Origin of the sequence: Salinivibrio sp. ES.052 (assembly GCF_900141775.1) — a bacterium.
Lineage (GTDB): Bacteria > Pseudomonadota > Gammaproteobacteria > Enterobacterales > Vibrionaceae > Salinivibrio.
The window spans coordinates 371,245-389,148 of sequence record NZ_FSRI01000002.1 but is presented as its reverse complement, the minus strand read 5'-3'; the positions used below and the strand labels follow the sequence as shown (position 1 = coordinate 389,148).

At 50.0% G+C, this 17,904-nt stretch carries 13 protein-coding genes and 3 tRNA genes; 6 read left to right on the top strand and 10 right to left on the bottom strand.

Going from position 1 to position 17,904, the window contains the following annotated elements:
- Positions 1-36: 36 nt before the first annotated feature.
- The gene (locus BUQ98_RS11440) at positions 37-2,622 is read right to left on the bottom strand and encodes a class I adenylate cyclase (protein ID WP_074213941.1); all 2,586 of its coding nucleotides are present in this window, start codon (positions 2,620-2,622) and stop codon (positions 37-39) included.
- A gap of 389 nt (positions 2,623-3,011) precedes the next feature.
- Between BUQ98_RS11440 and hemC the strand changes: the two genes are divergently transcribed.
- From hemC to BUQ98_RS11420, 4 genes are read left to right on the top strand one after another with little or no spacing between them, the layout of a single operon-like run.
- Complete coding sequence (gene hemC, locus BUQ98_RS11435; protein ID WP_074214221.1) at positions 3,012-3,944, top strand: hydroxymethylbilane synthase; 933 nt, start codon at positions 3,012-3,014, stop codon at positions 3,942-3,944.
- Positions 3,941-4,705: a uroporphyrinogen-III synthase gene (locus BUQ98_RS11430; RefSeq protein ID WP_074213940.1), complete on the top strand. Its 765-nt coding sequence runs from the start codon at positions 3,941-3,943 to the stop codon at positions 4,703-4,705. Before hemC ends, BUQ98_RS11430 begins: the two co-directional genes overlap by 4 nt.
- Positions 4,698-5,834: a uroporphyrinogen-III C-methyltransferase gene (locus tag BUQ98_RS11425; protein WP_074213939.1), complete on the top strand. Its 1,137-nt coding sequence runs from the start codon at positions 4,698-4,700 to the stop codon at positions 5,832-5,834. Before BUQ98_RS11430 ends, BUQ98_RS11425 begins: the two co-directional genes overlap by 8 nt.
- Positions 5,831-7,027, top strand: coding sequence for a heme biosynthesis HemY N-terminal domain-containing protein (locus BUQ98_RS11420; RefSeq protein WP_074213938.1), 1,197 nt, complete (start codon positions 5,831-5,833; stop codon positions 7,025-7,027). The genes BUQ98_RS11425 and BUQ98_RS11420 overlap by 4 nt, the downstream gene beginning before the upstream one ends.
- 128 nt (positions 7,028-7,155) lie before the next feature.
- Here the strand turns inward: BUQ98_RS11420 and BUQ98_RS11415 are convergent, their stop codons facing one another.
- From BUQ98_RS11415 to BUQ98_RS11380, 8 genes are all read right to left on the bottom strand, one after another.
- Entirely contained in the window at positions 7,156-7,941 is a 786-nt protein-coding gene (locus BUQ98_RS11415; protein ID WP_074213937.1) for an SPOR domain-containing protein, read from the bottom strand.
- Positions 7,942-8,060: 119 nt separating this feature from the next.
- Positions 8,061-8,999, bottom strand: a complete 939-nt coding sequence (locus tag BUQ98_RS11410) for an ABC transporter permease (protein ID WP_074213936.1) — start codon at positions 8,997-8,999, stop codon at positions 8,061-8,063.
- A 3-nt stretch (positions 9,000-9,002) separates the two neighbouring features.
- The gene (locus BUQ98_RS11405) at positions 9,003-9,980 is read right to left on the bottom strand and encodes an ABC transporter permease (RefSeq protein WP_074213935.1); all 978 of its coding nucleotides are present in this window, start codon (positions 9,978-9,980) and stop codon (positions 9,003-9,005) included.
- A gap of 53 nt (positions 9,981-10,033) precedes the next feature.
- Positions 10,034-11,587, bottom strand: a complete 1,554-nt coding sequence (locus BUQ98_RS11400) for an ABC transporter substrate-binding protein (protein WP_074213934.1) — start codon at positions 11,585-11,587, stop codon at positions 10,034-10,036.
- A gap of 88 nt (positions 11,588-11,675) precedes the next feature.
- Positions 11,676-13,394, bottom strand: a complete 1,719-nt coding sequence (locus tag BUQ98_RS11395) for a dipeptide ABC transporter ATP-binding protein (protein ID WP_074213933.1) — start codon at positions 13,392-13,394, stop codon at positions 11,676-11,678.
- Between the two features lie 662 nt (positions 13,395-14,056).
- A tRNA-Pro gene (locus tag BUQ98_RS11390) sits at positions 14,057-14,133 on the bottom strand.
- A 23-nt stretch (positions 14,134-14,156) separates the two neighbouring features.
- Positions 14,157-14,232, bottom strand: a tRNA-His gene (locus tag BUQ98_RS11385).
- A 32-nt stretch (positions 14,233-14,264) separates the two neighbouring features.
- Positions 14,265-14,341, bottom strand: a tRNA-Arg gene (locus tag BUQ98_RS11380).
- A 323-nt stretch (positions 14,342-14,664) separates the two neighbouring features.
- On the opposite strand from BUQ98_RS11380, the gene BUQ98_RS11375 reads away from it, so the two are divergent.
- Positions 14,665-15,099, top strand: coding sequence for a c-type cytochrome (locus tag BUQ98_RS11375; RefSeq protein ID WP_074213932.1), 435 nt, complete (start codon positions 14,665-14,667; stop codon positions 15,097-15,099).
- 44 nt (positions 15,100-15,143) lie between these two features.
- On the opposite strand, the gene rep is transcribed toward BUQ98_RS11375, so the two are convergent.
- On the bottom strand, positions 15,144-17,165 hold the full coding sequence (gene rep, locus BUQ98_RS11370) for a DNA helicase Rep (RefSeq protein WP_074213931.1): 2,022 nt from the start codon (positions 17,163-17,165) through the stop codon (positions 15,144-15,146).
- Between the two features lie 167 nt (positions 17,166-17,332).
- On the opposite strand from rep, the gene BUQ98_RS11365 reads away from it, so the two are divergent.
- Positions 17,333-17,893 carry a TetR/AcrR family transcriptional regulator gene (locus tag BUQ98_RS11365; RefSeq protein ID WP_074213930.1) on the top strand — a complete coding sequence of 187 codons (561 nt, stop codon included), beginning with the start codon at positions 17,333-17,335 and terminating at the stop codon, positions 17,891-17,893.
- Positions 17,894-17,904 lie beyond the last annotated feature (11 nt).

The window sequence follows — 17,904 nt, the reverse complement described above, 5'->3', positions numbered from 1 at the left end:
AACATGAAGAGAGTCGCCGTATGGCGACTCTCTGGGTTATTTAAACGAGGCCACTTGTCCGGCAAAGCCATCATGGGGAGGCTGACGAGGCGGTTGCCATTGCGTATCGCATTTAAAGGGTAATGCCTGGGTATCACCGCGACCATCGGTGACAATTTGATAAAACTGCGGCAGGTTGAAGTTAATAAAATTCGCGCTGTAACTATACCGATCGTGCGATGAAGTATAGAAGCGGTTTACGCCCTGCACCATTTCAGTTTTGTCGCCGCTACACTGGCGATACACTTCCACCCGATTGTTTTCGTCGAGAATATAAAGGTTGTAGCCGTTGGTACAATCTTCAAAGAAAAATTGCACCAGTCCTTCACTCGCATACGCATCTACTACCTCTGGCGGGTGTACGTCTTGCGGGTTGTCCACTACCATCACGGGTGTACCATTAACCTTGTTGGTCGAAATACAGCGATAAAAATCAACCGAGTTTTCTAGCCTCTGTACTGAGACCCCCCGGCGTTCAAAGAATAAGCCGTGGGTTTGCGACCCGATCCGAAGCGCTTTAAAGCGACGACGCTTTTCCTTCTCGACGGGTTTCAATCTCAGCTCAATACACTCGGCGACCAATTGATAGACTAGGTTACGGATCAAACCACGCATTTTACTTGAATAGCAGAAGACATCGACCGACTCTGGCGGCACCGCATCTTGGTGCATCTTACCTAACATGGTTTTTAACGCTTCCAAAATGGCATCATCACCGCGGTAGTTAAGAGTACGGACCTCATTCCAGGAGTTGCGATAGACGAGATCAACGCTGCCAACCAAGCAAGTCTGTTCTGGTCCATAACTAAAGATGTCACTGTTTTTAAAATCAAAGCGCATTGATGGCTTTTTATACGCAGAGGTCGGATCGTGTTCCAAATTAATAAACAGCGCCAACTGGCGAATTTCACACGGACTCGATAACGCATCCAGCGTCGGACGCGGCGGGGTGAGCGAGAAGGTATTGCGAATATCGCTGACCAGCTGATACAGGGTGTCAATGTCGACATCGGCATCACGCACTACGGAATCAAGGCGCGTGGACTCAGTCAGCAGCCCATTAAAAAACGCCCACGCCACCAGCTTGGAAAGATAGCTATTATGCTCAAGCGGTGCACGACCAATGATATCGGCAGGTGCAAGTGAATGCTTATACAAGTACCAACCCGGGCGATTGGTACGCCCTTCCGGCACTTGGATAAAAGTGAGGTCGGGTTCGTGTAAATCCGGCGAGATCTGAGGGTTCAGAAGTGTCACTTTACCCGGAAGCTCTTCAAACGCAGCATAAAGCTTACGCGCTAATATACTGATTTCTTGCGGGCTAATCGCAGACGTAATGTCATTGCGGCGCGCAAAGCGAATCAGGTTGCGATAACTTTGCATTAAGGCATCAAGCAACTCATTGTGCGCGTATTGCACTTCCTCGACTTTCCAGTTGCGGCGATTATCGAGATAAGCCAGAGCCTGTTCATCCCAGCCCCATTCACGAGCCAACAAGCGCAACACATCACGGCGCCACGCTACCGAGCCTGTCGCAGGTGACTGGGTCAACTTTTCATGGGTTTTGAGGTAAAAGCAACGACGGACCAAATCCAACCGGCGGGTATCTCCGATCGATTCCAGATAACGGGTGACTTTTTCCAACATCAGATAATACGCATCAGACTGATACACATCGACCCAACCGGCATAGAAACGGCGTTTACCATCCACACTCAGAAGCTGGGTGCCAGGATATTGCCACGAATAGGCTTCGAGCAAAATCGCCTTCAGCACTGACTTATACGGTGAATCAATACTTTTATACAGCTGCCATAAGCTCGACCCAAAGTATTCTTCCGCAGGAATGGTCGGGAGGCCGCCAAAATCGACCCAGTCGCACCGATTAAGTCCATGATCCGCCACCAAGGTGTCGACATACTCTTCGTAACAGTCTTCCATCTCTGGTGGCACCATGTACCACAACAGTTTTTGCCCAGCGAGTCGCATTGAGGAGCGATAAAACTCATCCAGCAATAGAAAATGTTGGCTGGTACCACAGTTATCACTGGTCATTGCCTGGCTTAAGTGATGACGAAACCGTCCTTCACACACCACAAAGAAATTCGCCTCAACCCCTTGGCTAAGCGCCCATTCAGAAATGGTCATGCATTTCGCATCCAGCTTGTCGCGCTGCGCCGCTGTCACTGAGGCATCGACACACACCCAAATATCGAGATCACTGGTTAGGCTTTGCCCCATCGAGCCGGTACTGCCCATGGTATACATGCCTTTGATCGGGAGGCGCTGGCGTTCGGCCACACATGCGGTGAGAGATGAGAAACGGGTATCTGAGTGGATCAGACAATCTGAGACAAACTGACGTTGTGTCTCATCAAGTTGATAATCAGCAATGCCAAAGGGCACACTGTCACCGCAAAACCCAGGTAAAGCAGGGTGGTTGAGATGTAAAAGCACTGGCAACACATCAAAGATAGATTGAGCCTGACGACTCATCGCTGACCGCGCGCGATCCATTCTCACACGGTTAAACGCTTCTATGCGCTCAGTTTGCTGTTTTACGTATGTTTGCAAGGCAATCATCCAGATTCGTTGACATCCTGGTCAACAGGTCGACGTTACTGTCTTCACCGTATCCGCCCAATTGCAGATAACAAAACGTGATCAATGTAACACTCTCGACAACTCGGGTAAAGCCAATAACCCCGATGCCTGTGTGGTGGTATCTGTGTCGCACTATAAGTGCTTTTTGAGACCAATATCAACTTTTACGCCCTACTACCTTAGTCGTAAGTTAGCCATCTTGCCGCCTTTAAATCTCATTATTTGCGCAAATAATACGCTATTGATCACAATTTCTCACCTATATGACGATAAGCCCATCATAAATCTTCAAACCTATTGGCTGAGATTACGAGTCGCCCCGCGCCAATGGTACGATGGGTGCCATGAATCAAAAAGGGAAGCAAACCATGTACTCAACGCCCGTACGCATTGCCACGCGCAAAAGCCCTTTGGCACTCTGGCAAGCGGAATTTGTTAAAGACGCATTAGAGCACTCCCACCCTGGACTGACTGTCGAACTGGTGCCGATGGTAACGAAAGGTGACGTGATTCTGGACACGCCACTGGCAAAAATCGGTGGTAAAGGCTTGTTTATTAAAGAGCTTGAGCAAGCCATGCTTGATGGCCGTGCGGACATTGCCGTCCACTCGATGAAAGATGTTCCCGTCGAGTTTCCTGAAGGGCTGGGGCTTGTCACTATCTGTGAACGAGGTGACCCCCGTGATGCCTTTGTCTCTAACCACTACAACAGCATTGATGACTTGCCAAAAGGCGCTGTGGTCGGGACGTCCAGCCTGCGCCGCGAATGCCAATTACGCGAACGTCGTCCTGACTTGGTGATCAACACCTTGCGAGGCAATGTCGGTACTCGCCTCGGTAAACTCGACGATGGTCAGTATGATGCGATCGTACTCGCCGCCGCAGGACTTAAGCGCCTAGGGCTCAATGAACGCATTCGTAATGAAATCCCACCGGAAGTGATCCTGCCCGCTGTCGGACAAGGTGCCGTAGGTATCGAATGCCGGTTAGACGATGACCGAATTCGTACTTTACTCGCACCACTGTCTGACGCCAGCACCACGCAACGCGTGTTATGTGAACGCGCGATGAATAACCGTCTTGAAGGCGGCTGTCAGGTACCTATCGGTAGTTACTCTGAAATCCAAGGTGACAAAATTTGGTTACGCGCCTTAGTCGGTGAGCCTGACGGGTCTACCATTCTGCGTGGAGAAATCACTGGTCCGTTGGAAAAAGGCGACGCGCTCGGCACCGACCTGGCCGAACAGTTACTCGCCCAAGGCGCACGTCAAATCTTAGATAAGCTTTATCAAGACGCATGACCACGGTTGTTGTTCGCCCCGAGCCTGATTGCAGCCAGTTAGTTCACCAACTTGCACACCAAGGACTGGCTGCGCTCCCCTGCCCGCTGGTGAGTTTTTCTCCGGGGCGAGACTTGCCAGCACTGGCCACTTTGCTCGGTGCATTGCCCGCTGGCAGTATCTTGGTCGCAGTAAGTCCGCGCGCAGTGGCATTTACACATCATGCCCTGCAAAATGCCCATCAGGCTTGGCCAGCACATTGTCACTATGTGGCCGTTGGGCAGCGCACCGCCACCGAATGGCAAGCGGTCTGCGGCCAGCCAGTCCAATACCCAGTACAGGAAGACAGTGAGGGTATGTTAGCACTGACCCCTTTTTCTGCCGTGGAAGGGACACAGGTGGTGATTCTGCGTGGAGAAAGTGGTCGCGATATGATGGGGCGCACGTTGCAGTCTCAGGGCGCACAAGTTCACTATTGCGAGGCCTATCGGCGACAATGGGCCATTGAGCCTTTAGTATCGCAAGTAGTAAGCTGGCCAAAAGACACTGTAACAACCGTGGTTGTCACCAGCGGCCAACAATTAGCCTACTTTGATCAACTTATCACACTGAGCCAACAGCACTGGCTACGCCAATGTCGTATACTGGTGCCCAGTAAAAGGATTCAAGATCAAGCCACTGCGCTTGGTTTTGACACGATTACGACCGTTGACAGCGTAGCCAATTCTACACTGGTGACGACGCTGCTCAGGTTAAGTAAAACGGGACTTTCGGATGACTGACAACAAAAATACCGACACCAAACAAAGCAAGGCCACCACGCCATCGTCACCCAAGACACACGCTACCGATGTGCCATCATCAGATAAGGCATCGAAAAAAACCTCATCATCTGGGGGGCGTAGCGGTATTGTTCTTGGTGCGATTGCCATCGCGATTGCGATCAGCTCCAGCGGGTGGGTGTTTTATCACGGGCATCAGCAAGCCACTGTTTTGCAGAACACCCTGTCGGCACAACAATCTCAAATTGCTCACCTCGACCAAGCGCTGACCCAACAACAGCAAGCCACCAAAACCGCCAGGGAGCAACTTAAAGACACCACCCAAACACGCTTAAATCAACAGGACAGCAGTTTAGCCAGCCTGCAAAAAGCAGTGGCTGAAGTGAAAGGTCGGCGCCCCAACGACTGGCTATTGGCAGAAGCCGATTACCTGATCCGGATGGCAGGACGCAAGGTTTGGCTCGAGCATGATGCGCAAAGCGCCACCGCCCTGATGGAAGCCGCGGATCATCGCATTGCTCAGCTCAACGATCCTTCTTTGATGCCCATTCGCCAGGCAATGGCTGACGATATCAGTGCATTAAAAGCGGTGAAACGAGTCGATAGAGACGGGATCGTACTGCGCTTGACCAGCATGCAGCAGCGCGTCGAAAATCTACCACTCGCGAGTGCCGTGATCCCAGAGGTTGAAAACACACAAGAGCCAGTCGTCAGCGAATCGGTTAACGATTGGCAGGCCAACCTCACCACCTCCGTCAAAGGGTTTGTTGATAACTTCATCACGTACCGTAAACGCGATGGCAATGTGGTCCCGCTTCTGTCGCCAAACCAAAGTTATTACCTGCAAGAGAACTTAAAAAACAAACTCGATCAAGCAATGCGCGCCGTTTACCAAGGAAACGATACGCTTTACCACGAAGCCATTGGCATGGCAAAAGACTGGGCATTACGCTTTTACAATCAAGACGCCAATGCGACGACCCGCTTTATCGAGCAGCTTGATGCGTTAAATAAACACACCATTGGCGTCGACCTTCCCAATAAACTGAAGAGCCAATCGCTCGTTAGTGATGAAATCGACACTCGCTTGCGCCGAGATATCGCGCCGCTGACAGGAGGCCAATCATGATACGATTGCTATTACTGGTCCTCGTCTTAGCAGCAGGTTTAGTGGTTGGCCCACAATTGGCTGGCCATCAAGGCTATGTGCTGATTTCAGCCGCCCAGCAAACTATCGAAATGAGTGTGACAACCTTACTGGTGGTCATTGCCGCATTGATTGCGGTGCTATGGGTGCTGGAATGGTTACTCCGAAAGTTGTTTTCGATGAGCAGTACCGCCAGTGGTTGGTTATCGGGCCGTAAGCAGCGTAAGGCTCGCCAGCAAACCCAAACCGGCTTAATGAAACTACGCGAAGGGGAGTGGAAAAAAGCCGAAAAACTCCTCGCCAAAGCTCGTTCTCACAGTGATGCTCCCATGCATAACTTGCTCGCGGCAGCAGAAGCAGCGCAACAACGCCAAGACTTGCAGGCCCGTGATCAGTACCTACAACACGCGGCGGACCTCAATGCCAACAGCTTAGCGCTAGCGCTTACCCGAGCCCAACTACACAGCCAAAGTGGTCAATATGAAGAAGCCCTAGCGTCACTGCGTGCGATCAAGCGTCAGCATCCGCGCAACCCCGTCATGCTTGCTCTATTAAAAGAGACCTACATTCAACTTGAAGACTGGTCAGCCTTACTGAATCTATTGCCTACACTTAAAAAGGCACAGTTACTTGACAGTGAGCCGTTGAATGCGCTGTATGAGCGTGCCGAACTCGGCGTCATGGCCCACGTTGCCAGTCAGCAAGGCACAGAGGGGCTACTTGCGCACTGGAATCAGCTACCTAAAGCCAAACGAAGCCAGCCCGCTCTACTTGCCGGATTGGTCCACCATTTGGCTGAGCGCGATGCCGATTCTGAAGCCTATATCCTATTACGCGAAACCTTGAAGAAACACACCGATGACCGCTTGGTGGCACTGTTGCCGACATTGAACTTACCAGATAGCTACCCTGCTGTGGTGATGTTGGAAGAGCTACTCACCCGCGAACCCCGTAACCCGGTCATTCATAGCGCACTCGGACAGCTATTGATGAAAGCTGGAAAATGGCAAGAAGCACGCGGCCACTTTGAACAAGCGCTCGAGTACCGTACCGATGTCGGCGATTATGCCTACTTGGCAGACGTGCTGGACAAGCTCAATCAAGGCAAAGCCGCCAGCGATGTCTCACGCACCGCATTAAAGCTGGCATTGCCTGAACGTCCTCCCGCCGCATAAACCTGTCCCGGTAAAACGAAAACGCCCCATAAATGGGGCGTTTTGGGCTCTCTTCATCGACACATAACGCGGTCAGACTTGGCCTTAACGATTTAGGGTAAAGCATGCCTCGAATTTAACTACCTTGATCACCGCTTTTTGCACAACACATTTAAGGCGGCATCTTGATTGCGCGTCACGACCGCGCCCGTTTTCGCATCGACGCCTAGCGCCCCTTGCACCCAATAAGGTAGCCGCATGGGTAACTGATCCGTCGCTTTAGCGACTTGGGTTAAATCCTGCTGAGACGCTAATACCATCCCTTCTTGCTGACAACGTGGCGCCGCTTCCGCATAAGGGACCCGTAACCAGTTCATTGCCTTTTCGGTATATTGCTTATCCCCCGCTTCAGGCTCAGGTAAACCAAAGTGATTCAGATTCACCGTATTGGCCTTCATGGTTGAACGCTCGGATGAAGCGGTTTCCGCCAAGGGGGGAAGCCGTATCACCGCTGGCTCAGAAAGAGGTTGACGCGTTTGACGAAGCACGGCTTGCTGTGTCGGACCAAACTGCCGGACACGTTTAAGCACTAAGCTCGCCACGTCTAGATTCTGATAAGGACCAATCAAGCAACGACCCCGCCCTTCACGCACCTGGACTTGAAAGGGTAAGTCTGGCAAGCCTTGACGCAGTGATTGGTAAAATTGACGCGATGGTACGCCTTTTGTGGCACCACACTGAACCCAAAAAGCCGAACTCTGCGGATCCGGAGACTCGTTACCCCACAACCCGTTCCCAATGTCGCACGTTTCGCCAATAATCGGCCAGCCTTGCTGATTGTCGATGATGGCACAGGGTGTTTGCGCTGCATTCACCGAGGTGCTCATTCCCCATGTTACCACCAGGCTGATAACCAGACCTCGCCACCGCCCCATGATCTGCTCCCTTAGTCACTTAATTGACTCAGCTTAAGCAAAGTCGCACGACGACTCAAGCCGGCTATCACGAACCTGCTACGCACCAACAAAAATGGCTGCATCAGCAGCCATTTTCTTCACCCTTTATAAATTTTGGGGTTAAACACGTCCCTGAGCCAATCACCCAATAGGTTGATTACTAGCACCAGCAACACCAATGCTACACCAGGGAAGGCGGTGATCCACCATGACCCAGAGAAGATGTAGTTAAAGCCAATACTGATCAACGAGCCCAGAGAGGGCTGATCGACCGGCATTCCCAAGCCTAGGAAGGACAGTGCCGCTTCAGACATAATCGCGTTCGCGACTTGGACAGTCGAAATCACCAGGATAGGCGACAGACAGTTGGGGAGAATATGCCGGAACATGATTCGTGGTGAACGAAAGCCCATAACACGAGCTGCTTCCACATATTCTTTTTTCTTCTCCGCCAGCACGGAGGCACGAATAGTCCGCGCATACTGTGGCCACTCGGCGATACCGATAATCACGACCAGCATCAAAATCGCATATTGGCTGTAAAACTCACTGCCAAAACTCGCTTTAAATATTGCAGAAACAATAATGGCGACCATCATGGTGGAGAATGACAACTGAATATCAGCAATCCGCATAAAGAAGCTATCTATTCGGCCACCAAAATACCCGGCGCTCAGGCCAATCACGGTGCCGAGGATAAGCTGAAGGCCGACCGCACACAAGCCAATGGTCAACGAAATACGCAGACCATAGATCATGGTCGATAGAATATCACGGCCCTGATTATCCGTGCCTAATAAGAAACGCGGATCACTCCACTCCATCCACGCGGGAGGCAGTTCAGAGTCCATGATATCAATCCCCATTAAGTCATAGGGATTCGTTGGCGCAAATAGAGGCGCAAAGACAGCCAGTAATAGGAAAACCATAAATATGGCAAAACTGGCCATCGCAACTTTGTCACGTTTAAAGTGATAAAGAAAATCTGAGGCCAAGAAACGTTGCCAGCGACTTGGGGTCGTGTTTGCTTGTGTCATCGCTTACGCCTCCTTGCCTGTAATGTTAACCGTGGGGTTAATCAAGCCATACAGCAAATCCACAATGGTGTTGGTGACCACAAAGATCAGCCCAACAAAAATGACGTACGCGGTTATGAGGGGCGTATCGACACGGTTGATTGCTTCGAGAAACAAAAAGCCGGTCCCCGGCCATTGAAAGACGGTTTCAGTGAGGATGGTATAAGCAATCATGGTTCCGATTTGTACCCCACCCACAGTCACAACCGGTAGCATGGTGTTTTTCAATGCGTGCTGATAATAAACCTTATTTTCAGGTAACCCTTTGGCACGCGCAAACTTCACGTACTCCGTACCTAACGCTTCCAGCATTTCTGAACGCACTAAGCGAATAAACAAAGGCAGCATAATCGATGCCAATGACACCGCCGGTAAAACCAAGTGAGCGAGCCCATCCAACGTAAAGAAGCCAGACTCCCAACCCAGCCAATTGGCCGTTTCTCCTCGCCCATAGGACGGTAACCAGCCAAGCTCAATCGAAAAAACATACATCAGCATGATCGCGGTCAGGAAGACAGGGATAGAGATCCCCACAATGCTGAAGCCCATAATGATCTTGGTAAGAAAACTATTGGGGTGGATCGCAGAGTAAACCCCAAGCGGAATCGACACCACGACGATAATCAATGCCGCCCCAGCCACCAGCTCGAGGGTCGCCACCAATTTATCCATAATGACGTCCACGACGGGACGCTTAAAAAAGTAAGAGTTCCCTAAATCGCCCTGTATAGCTTTCCCTACAAAGCGCGTGTATTTGGTGATAAAGGGATCATTGAGCCCCATTTCGTCGCGTAGCGCATCACGCTCCGCTTCTGATACTGACTGTCCGACCAGCTCCCGCAGGGGGTCACCGAGGTTATCCTGGATAGCAAACGCCACCAGACTGATGACAAACATCACAATCAGTGCCTGTACCAGACGTTTGGCTAAAAACGTTACCATGTGTGCCTCTTAATAAAGGGCCCCAGGGAAGGGGCCCATATTGATGCCTTATCTTACTCAACAACCAATTTGTCGAAATAAGGGAAGTTCATGCCGTTAACAATCGGCTTGATGTTAACGTTGTTCTGCGCGGCCCATGAGGGATCTTGCCAGTGCAACGGAAGGAAAGCGGCATCGTCATACAGGATCTTCTCAACCTTTTGCAGCATCGCACTGCGCTTTTCAAGATCCGTTTCTGAGTTCGCTTCGGTGACCAGTTTATCCACTTCACTGTTAGAGTAATGACCGCAGTTATACTGGCCTTTACCCGTATCCGCATCACGGGTCATGGTGAGGAATTCAGTAAAGTTGGCGGAATCTTCCGTATCTGGGTGCCAGCCGATCATCTGCATCCCGGCTTCACACTTATCAAACTCAGGCCAATATTGCGCTTTAGGCATGGTTTGCAAATCAACCTTGATACCAATTTTCGCCATCATCGCGGACACCGCTTGTGCGATTTTCTCATCATTCACATAACGATTATTCGGCGCGATCATGGTGACAGAAAAGCCATCTGGATAACCAGCGTCTTCCATCAGTTGTTTGGCTTTTGCCAAATCATAGCGTGGCTCAAGATCAGGGTTGTAGCCCGCATAACCCACAGGGCTTTGCTGACTGGCAGGCGTCGCCGCTCCTTTCATGATTTTCTGTGCGATCCCTTCATTATTGACCGCATAGGCAACCGCTTGACGAACACGTGGGTCTTTAAATTCATCGACCACGCTTTGGTTCATCTGGAAGGTGATCACTCGCGTACCTGGCATCGTCACCAGCTGTAACTCTTCGGCGCGCTCGATACGGCGATAGTCGTTGGGTGAGACTGGGGCAATCATGTCGACATCACCCGACAGCAGGGCCGCAACACGGGTGGCGTCTTTTTTAATCGGACGTAAGGTGATGTTATCAACGTTACCTTCGCTGTCTTTATCCCAGTAATCATCATTACGCTCAAATTCGACGACCACACCTTGCTCGCGCTCAGCCACAACATAAGCGCCAGTACCAGAAAGGTGCGTTGAAGCATAGGTCGAGCCGTTTTTCTTCAGTTCCGCTTTATCGCGGCCATCGTCGGTCTCTCCGCTATAAAACTTGCTGTCCATCGGAAAAACGTAAGTCATCACATTTTCTACCAGCGGATAGGTGCCGTCTGTTTTTATGTCGACGGTATGTTCGTCCACTTTTTTGATATCGACAATGGGCGTAAAGATCCCTTTGAAGTCTGGCGATGACTTCAAACGGTCAAACGTCCAAACAACGTCATCAGCAGTAAACGGGTTACCAGAATGGAACGTCACGCCTTCACGTAAATTAAAACGAACAGTTTCATTATCAATACGCTCCCACGATGTGGCGAGGCGAGGCTCAAAGTCCATATCTTGGGTGAAACGGACTAAAGGGTCGAAGACCATATGTGATAGCTGTAGCGTACCACCTGATAGTTGCTCATGCGGATCCAAAGAGACGGGATCAGCGTCATAAGCAATGGTGATATCCGCCGCCGCGGCACTAAAGCTCAGGCCTGCGGCCATCAACGCCACGGCAATCTTGCTCTTCATTGTTTTCATTGCATAGCTCCTTTATGCGTAGGGGGGATCCCCTGCTGTGTTTGCATCATTGGTTAGGTGCGGCCCAAGGCCGTGTCGGCATAACCCTCTATGCCGGTTGCAAACCTTCCGTGCTCATTCCCTTAAACTCTGGCATCAATGAGATAAGCTGACGGCTGTATTCATGTTGTGGATCGGTAAACAATTGCTCAGTCGGGGCAACTTCAAGTAGCTGGCCTTTACGCATCACGCCGATCAGATCGCACATTTGGCGAATTACCGGTAAATCATGGCTGATAAACAGCATGGTAAGGTTGAGCTCGTCTTGAAGATCTTTAAGCAGGTTCAAGATCTGAGCCTGCACTGACACATCCAAGGCTGATGTTGGTTCGTCACAAATCAACAAGCGAGGCCGTGTTGCGAGGGCGCGGGCGATAGAAATGCGCTGGCGCTGGCCACCAGAAAACTCGTGCGGGTATTTGATCCCCGCGCCACGACCAAGTCCAACATGGTCCAGCAAATCACCCACTATCTGGCGGATATGCGATTCGTTGTCCGCCAAACGGTGGAAACGGATCGGTTCAGCAATAATGTCATAAATTTTCATCCGCGGGTTCATGGACGAATATGGGTTTTGGAATACCATCTGCATCTGGCGACGGATAGGGCGACGGGCGCGCTCACTTTTTATCGCCGTCAGATCGATATCTTCAAAGATAATTTGCCCCGTGTTAGGCGGATAAAGACCGGTGATCGCCCGAGCAATGGTCGATTTTCCTGAGCCTGACTCACCAACAAGACCAAAGGTTTCCCCCTCCACAATATCAAAACTGACATGATCGGAGGCTTGGACATATTCACGACGACTGGCAAAGAGCGAGTCCTTGGTGATAAATCGTAACGACACATCTTTCACTTGCAACAGAGGCCCCGTATACGCGCGCTGGTCTTGGCTTTGCCCTAACCAATGGTTCTTCACATCCAGCTCCAGCGTTTCGCCGGCTTCCTCGATATAATTCACTAAGGGGAAGCGATCGAGCTTGATATCAGAGCGTGGTACCGCTGATATGAGACTCTGCGTATAGGGGTGCTGAGGCTCTCCTAACACCTGCTGAGTTGTCCCCAACTCGACTAAATCACCGCGATACATCACCGCGACGCGGTCGGTCACATTCGCCACGACTCCCATGTCGTGGGTCACTAACATACAGCCAACGTTTTTCTTCTGGCACAATTCACGGATCAAGTTAAGAATCTGATCTTGAATCGAGACATCCAATGCCGTTGTTGGCTCATCGGCGATGATTAAGTCTGGCTCACCCGCCAAAGCGACAGCAATAACGACCCGCTGACGCATTCCACCAGAAAACTGATGGGGGTATTGTTTAATTCGAATTTCCGGATCCGGGATCCCCACTTGTTCCATCAGATTTAGAGCACGCTGATAAGCATGTTGCTGTGTCACATGGAGATTGGTCAAAATGGTTTCGGTCAGTTGCTGCTCTACCGTGAATAGCGGATTCAGAGACGTCATCGGATCCTGGAAGATAAATCCTATTTTATCACCGCGCACTTTACGCATTTGATTTGGCGTTAGACCCGAGATTTTTTTACCATCAAGGTAAACATCGCCACTGGCAATACGTCCAGGTGGACTGAGCAAATCAATCACGGCATTACCGACTGTTGACTTCCCCGCGCCCGATTCACCGACCACGCCCACAATCTCACCGCGCTCAATCGTCAATGACAACGAGGACACAGCAGCGTGTACGCCATGGCGAGACGGATACTCAATTCGTAGGTTATTTACTTCTAGCAGTGACATTTTTCATCCTTGATATCGTCCTAGGTGACGATCGACTTCCTGACCAAAACAAGGTGATGTGATCTTGTCTTGGAGAGATGCGGATTTAATCTGGCAAACATTTCACAAAAAATCAACATCACAGCAGAAAACACCATAATGGCACAGTCCGCTCGAATATTCATTCACTTGGATACCAACACTTATCCAAGGGCGAAGCATAAAACATACTTCATATCATAAAGATATAAGGTATTACTCTTCCCTCCGTTTTAAAGCAAATCGCGCATAGAATAAAGCAAAGTTATTTAACAGTGCGTAAACAATGGCAGCAATAAATACCTATAAGTAGTCACTAAGCATATTAATTGATTAGTTAATAAATAAAATCCAGTCACTTTCACTGCTTAAGGGTAGGTATAGCAGTCACATTAAAAGGTGTCGCTTTTATTGCTAATTGGTGACTTTTTATCTATCAGAATCTTGATAGAGCTCTAATTTCTGCATTTTATCCTCTCTTAACGTCGCCACGTAGAGACAATAATGACCAAGACCGACTCGACGGCGTACATGAAGCCGGAGCCACAACAGAAACAGCGGGGACACTTTGATGATCAGAGAAGCGGGATCGAGGGAGAGAAAAAACGAAAAAACCCCAGCCGTTAGGCTAGGGTTTATAATGGTGGTCGGTGAAGAGGGATTCGAACCCCCGACCCTCTGGTCCCAAACCAGATGCGCTACCAAACTGCGCTATTCACCGACAAATTCGCAACTGCGAAATAGTGGGGTGGCTGACGGGACTTGAACCCGCGACAACTGGAATCACAATCCAGGGCTCTACCAACTGAGCTACAGCCACCACTGATTTTCTGCCATTTTCTTATCCCGAAATGGCGCGCCCGACAGGATTTGAACCTGTGACCTTTGGCTTCGGAGGCCAACACTCTATCCAACTGAGCTACGGGCGCTTGCCCCGTTGGCGGTGACGAATATTACGGATATCACCACCAGCCGTCTAGCACTTTTTTTAATTTTTTTACTGACTGGTCTCTTTTTCAGCAAATTGCGTAGAAATCGTCAGTAAGGTCTCTACTATAACGGTTTAACGTAACAATCTAAAGCGCTATAATCACCTAATCTTTACACGGAGTTAACCCAGCAACGTTGGCAAATCCGTTGAGACGAGACTGACAGGCCGCAACCGAATCACCCTTGATTGATTCATCCCCTTAAGGTTGGCGGCAAATAAGATAAAAAAGGCGTAAGCCACCAGTAATGTGGGAGTGTCATTGTGAGCGCAAAGGGAAAGAGTCTAGGTCGTATTATGGTTGCCTCTGTGGCAGCCCTATTATTGGCTTCTACTGCACAAGCATTAGAAGTATCTGAGCAAGAGAAAGCTGCCATTGCAGAACGCATTGCCCCCGTTGGAGAGGTTTACATCGACGGTGAAGCCCCTACACAAACCGCGGCTGCGGAACCAGCCGGCCCTCGCAGTGGGGATCAGGTGTATAATACATATTGTACGGCCTGCCATAGCACAGGGGCAGCAGGCGCACCTAAAATCGGAGATGCGGCCGCTTGGGGGCCAAGGGTTGATAAAGGCATGGAAACCCTGACCAAGCACGCTATCAACGGTTTTAATGCCATGCCAGCTAAAGGCACCTGTATGGATTGTTCTGATGATGAAATTGTCGCGGCCATCGATCATATGTTGGATGCACTATAATCAGGCATTGAACCATGGTGCCATCAGCGCCGCCTCTGGCGGCGCTATTTATTTTTATCCAGCATCGCTTTTAAGTTAGCAATCGCCGCTTGACCTTTTTCCATCCGCTCTTCTTGAGACACCGGCTTTTTCTGCGACTCCCACTCAAGATCATCAAACGGCAATTCATCAAGAAAACGGCTTTGCTGTGGTTTAAGTATTTCACCAAATTGGCGCCTTTCTTTGCACACAACAAAGGTCAGCGCTTTTTGCGCACGGGTTAGCCCGACATATGCCAAGCGTCGCTCTTCATCGATGTTGTCTTCATCGATGCTTGATTGATGAGGTAACAAGCCCTCTTCCATACCAATCAAATAGACGTAAGGAAACTCGAGTCCTTTGGAGGCATGCAGGGTCATCAACTGTACTTGGTCTGCTTCATCATCATCTTCGCCCCGCTCCATCATGTCACGCAGTGTGAGGCGCTGAACCACTTCTCGTAGATTTCGCTCCACCTGATCGGGGTTGTCACCCTCTAAATCAGCCACAATCCAACTATAAAGCTGTGAGACGTTTTTCATCCGCATCTCTGCTACTTTAGGGCTAGATGAGCTCTCGTAAAGCCAGTCTTCATAGTGAATATCACGCAGTAGCGCCCTAACTGCGGCCACCGTATCACCTCGCTCAGCCTGATCGGATAGTTCTACCACCCAACGCGTAAACGCTTGTAACGCCGCCAAGCCCCTCCCAGATAGATGTTGGGTCAAGCCTAATTCAAAGCTGGCCGCAAATAAGCTTTTTCCGCGTTGATTAGCATAACTGCCCAATTTTTCCAGCGTCACCGGGCCAATTTCACGGCGCGGTGTATTCACCACGCGCAAAAAGGCGTTATCGTCATCTGGGTTGGTGAGCAAACGCAAATACGCCATGATGTCTTTGATTTCCGCGCGCGAGAAAAACGAGGTACCACCGGAGATCTTGTAAGGAATACGGTTTTGTATCAGGGCCTTTTCGATCAAACGCGATTGGTGATTACCGCGATATAGAATTGCATAATCTTTGTATTGCGTACGGCCTAAAAAGCGATGGCCGATCAGCTCTCCGACCACGCGCTCTGCCTCATGCTCTTCGTTATTAGCAGTCAGCACTTTAAGCATGTCACCATCGGGCAATGACGAGAATAAGGTTTTCTCAAACACATGAGGATTGTTGGCGATCAATATATTCGCGGCCCTTAAAATGCGGCTGGTTGAGCGGTAGTTTTGCTCCAACTTCACCACATGCAAACGCGGAAAGTCTTGCTGTAAGTAGACCAGGTTTTTGGGCTGGGCGCCTCGCCATGAGTAGATGGACTGGTCATCATCACCCACCACGGTAAAACGCGCACGCTCACCCACCAGCAGCTTGACCAACTGATATTGACTGGTGTTGGTATCTTGATATTCATCGACGAGCAAATAGCGGATCCGTGCCTGCCAACGTTCCCGCACCGCTTGATCTTGGCTTAACAGCGCCACAGGCATCAGAATAAGATCATCAAAATCGAGCGCATTATAAGCCCGCATTTGCTTTTGGTAACGCGCATAACAGGCCGCGAATAGCTGGTCCCGCTCACCTTGTGCTTGCGCCAGCGCTTCATCCGGCCCCAGCATGGCATTTTTCCAATTAGAAATGGTATGCACCAACTGACGCAGCAGATCTTTATCATTATCCAGCTCTTGCTCGGTCAACGCCTTAAGCAACGCAAGTTGGTCTTGATCATCAAACAACGAAAACCCTGCTTTCAGCCCAAGGGTTTTATATTCACGACGAATAATATTCAGCCCTAAGGTATGGAACGTTGAGATCATTAAGCCACGCGATTCTTGTTTGCCTAAACTTTGCGCCACGCGCTCTTTCATCTCCCGAGCCGCTTTGTTGGTAAACGTGACGGCTGCAATATGCCGCGCTTTATAGCCACATTGTTGAACCAAATAGGCGATCTTGTGCGTAATGACGCGTGTTTTACCCGACCCCGCACCGGCCAAAACCAGACAGGGTCCGGATATATGGCGAACAGCATCGGATTGTGCAGGATTGAGTTTCATGGTGACGACACCTCTTTAATGGCTGAGAAAGCATTGTAGGAGGAATCTTGCTGATGTCTATCTCACTCAAGCAAGGTCCACTTCGCTTGCTACACTTTATGCTTGTCAAGCGGGTAAAATTCACTCTAAAATGAATGAATGTTCATTCACTGTTGAATTGATTATTCATGGACAAACGTACGCAAATTTTAGCCGCGACAGAGCAACTGATTGCCACTCGTGGGCTCGATAAAGTGTCCATGCAGCAGGTCGCAAAAAATGCGCAGGTCGCGGCAGGGACAATTTATCGCTATTTTGACGACAAGGATGATTTGCTTCGCCAACTATCCGAACACTTGATGATGCAGTGTGCGACTCATATCCAGCAAGGAGTACAGGATGAACCCACCCTCAATGATCAGTTTGAGCGATTATGGCGCAATACTTGGACCATGATGCTGCAACGCGATCATCTACTCTTATCTCGTGACCAGTTTGATGCGCTGCCACGTGATAACCAATTACAAACTCAGCGAGAACGAGAAGCCTTCTCCGATCTTTATCAGGTCTTTCAGGAAGGTAAGCGACAAGGGGTGTTTAAGCCATTGGACGATGAGGTGTTGATCACCTTAGGTCTTGAACCGGCCTTTTGTTTAGCTCGCAAACAGGTTCGGGGTGTTATAACCCTGGATCATTATACTATTGCAGATGCGATCCACGCTTGCTGGGATGCAATTTCTCTTCACTAACGACGCTCGGA

Excerpts from the sequence above, each read along its gene's own strand:
- BUQ98_RS11410 (WP_074213936.1), bottom strand. The coding sequence starts at position 8,999 with ATGACACAAGCAAACACGACCCCAAGTCGCTGGCAACGTTTCTTGGCC.
- BUQ98_RS11405 (WP_074213935.1), bottom strand. The coding sequence starts at position 9,980 with ATGGTAACGTTTTTAGCCAAACGTCTGGTACAGGCACTGATTGTGATG.
- rep (WP_074213931.1), bottom strand. The coding sequence starts at position 17,165 with ATGAAACTCAATCCTGCACAATCCGATGCTGTTCGCCATATATCCGGA.
- BUQ98_RS11415 (WP_074213937.1), bottom strand. The coding sequence starts at position 7,941 with ATGGGGCGGTGGCGAGGTCTGGTTATCAGCCTGGTGGTAACATGGGGA.
- BUQ98_RS11400 (WP_074213934.1), bottom strand. The coding sequence starts at position 11,587 with ATGAAAACAATGAAGAGCAAGATTGCCGTGGCGTTGATGGCCGCAGGC.
- BUQ98_RS11365 (WP_074213930.1), top strand. The coding sequence starts at position 17,333 with ATGGACAAACGTACGCAAATTTTAGCCGCGACAGAGCAACTGATTGCC.
- BUQ98_RS11395 (WP_074213933.1), bottom strand. The coding sequence starts at position 13,394 with ATGTCACTGCTAGAAGTAAATAACCTACGAATTGAGTATCCGTCTCGC.
- BUQ98_RS11420 (WP_074213938.1), top strand. The coding sequence starts at position 5,831 with ATGATACGATTGCTATTACTGGTCCTCGTCTTAGCAGCAGGTTTAGTG.
- BUQ98_RS11430 (WP_074213940.1), top strand. The coding sequence starts at position 3,941 with ATGACCACGGTTGTTGTTCGCCCCGAGCCTGATTGCAGCCAGTTAGTT.
- BUQ98_RS11425 (WP_074213939.1), top strand. The coding sequence starts at position 4,698 with ATGACTGACAACAAAAATACCGACACCAAACAAAGCAAGGCCACCACG.
- hemC (WP_074214221.1), top strand. The coding sequence starts at position 3,012 with ATGTACTCAACGCCCGTACGCATTGCCACGCGCAAAAGCCCTTTGGCA.
- BUQ98_RS11440 (WP_074213941.1), bottom strand. The coding sequence starts at position 2,622 with ATGATTGCCTTGCAAACATACGTAAAACAGCAAACTGAGCGCATAGAA.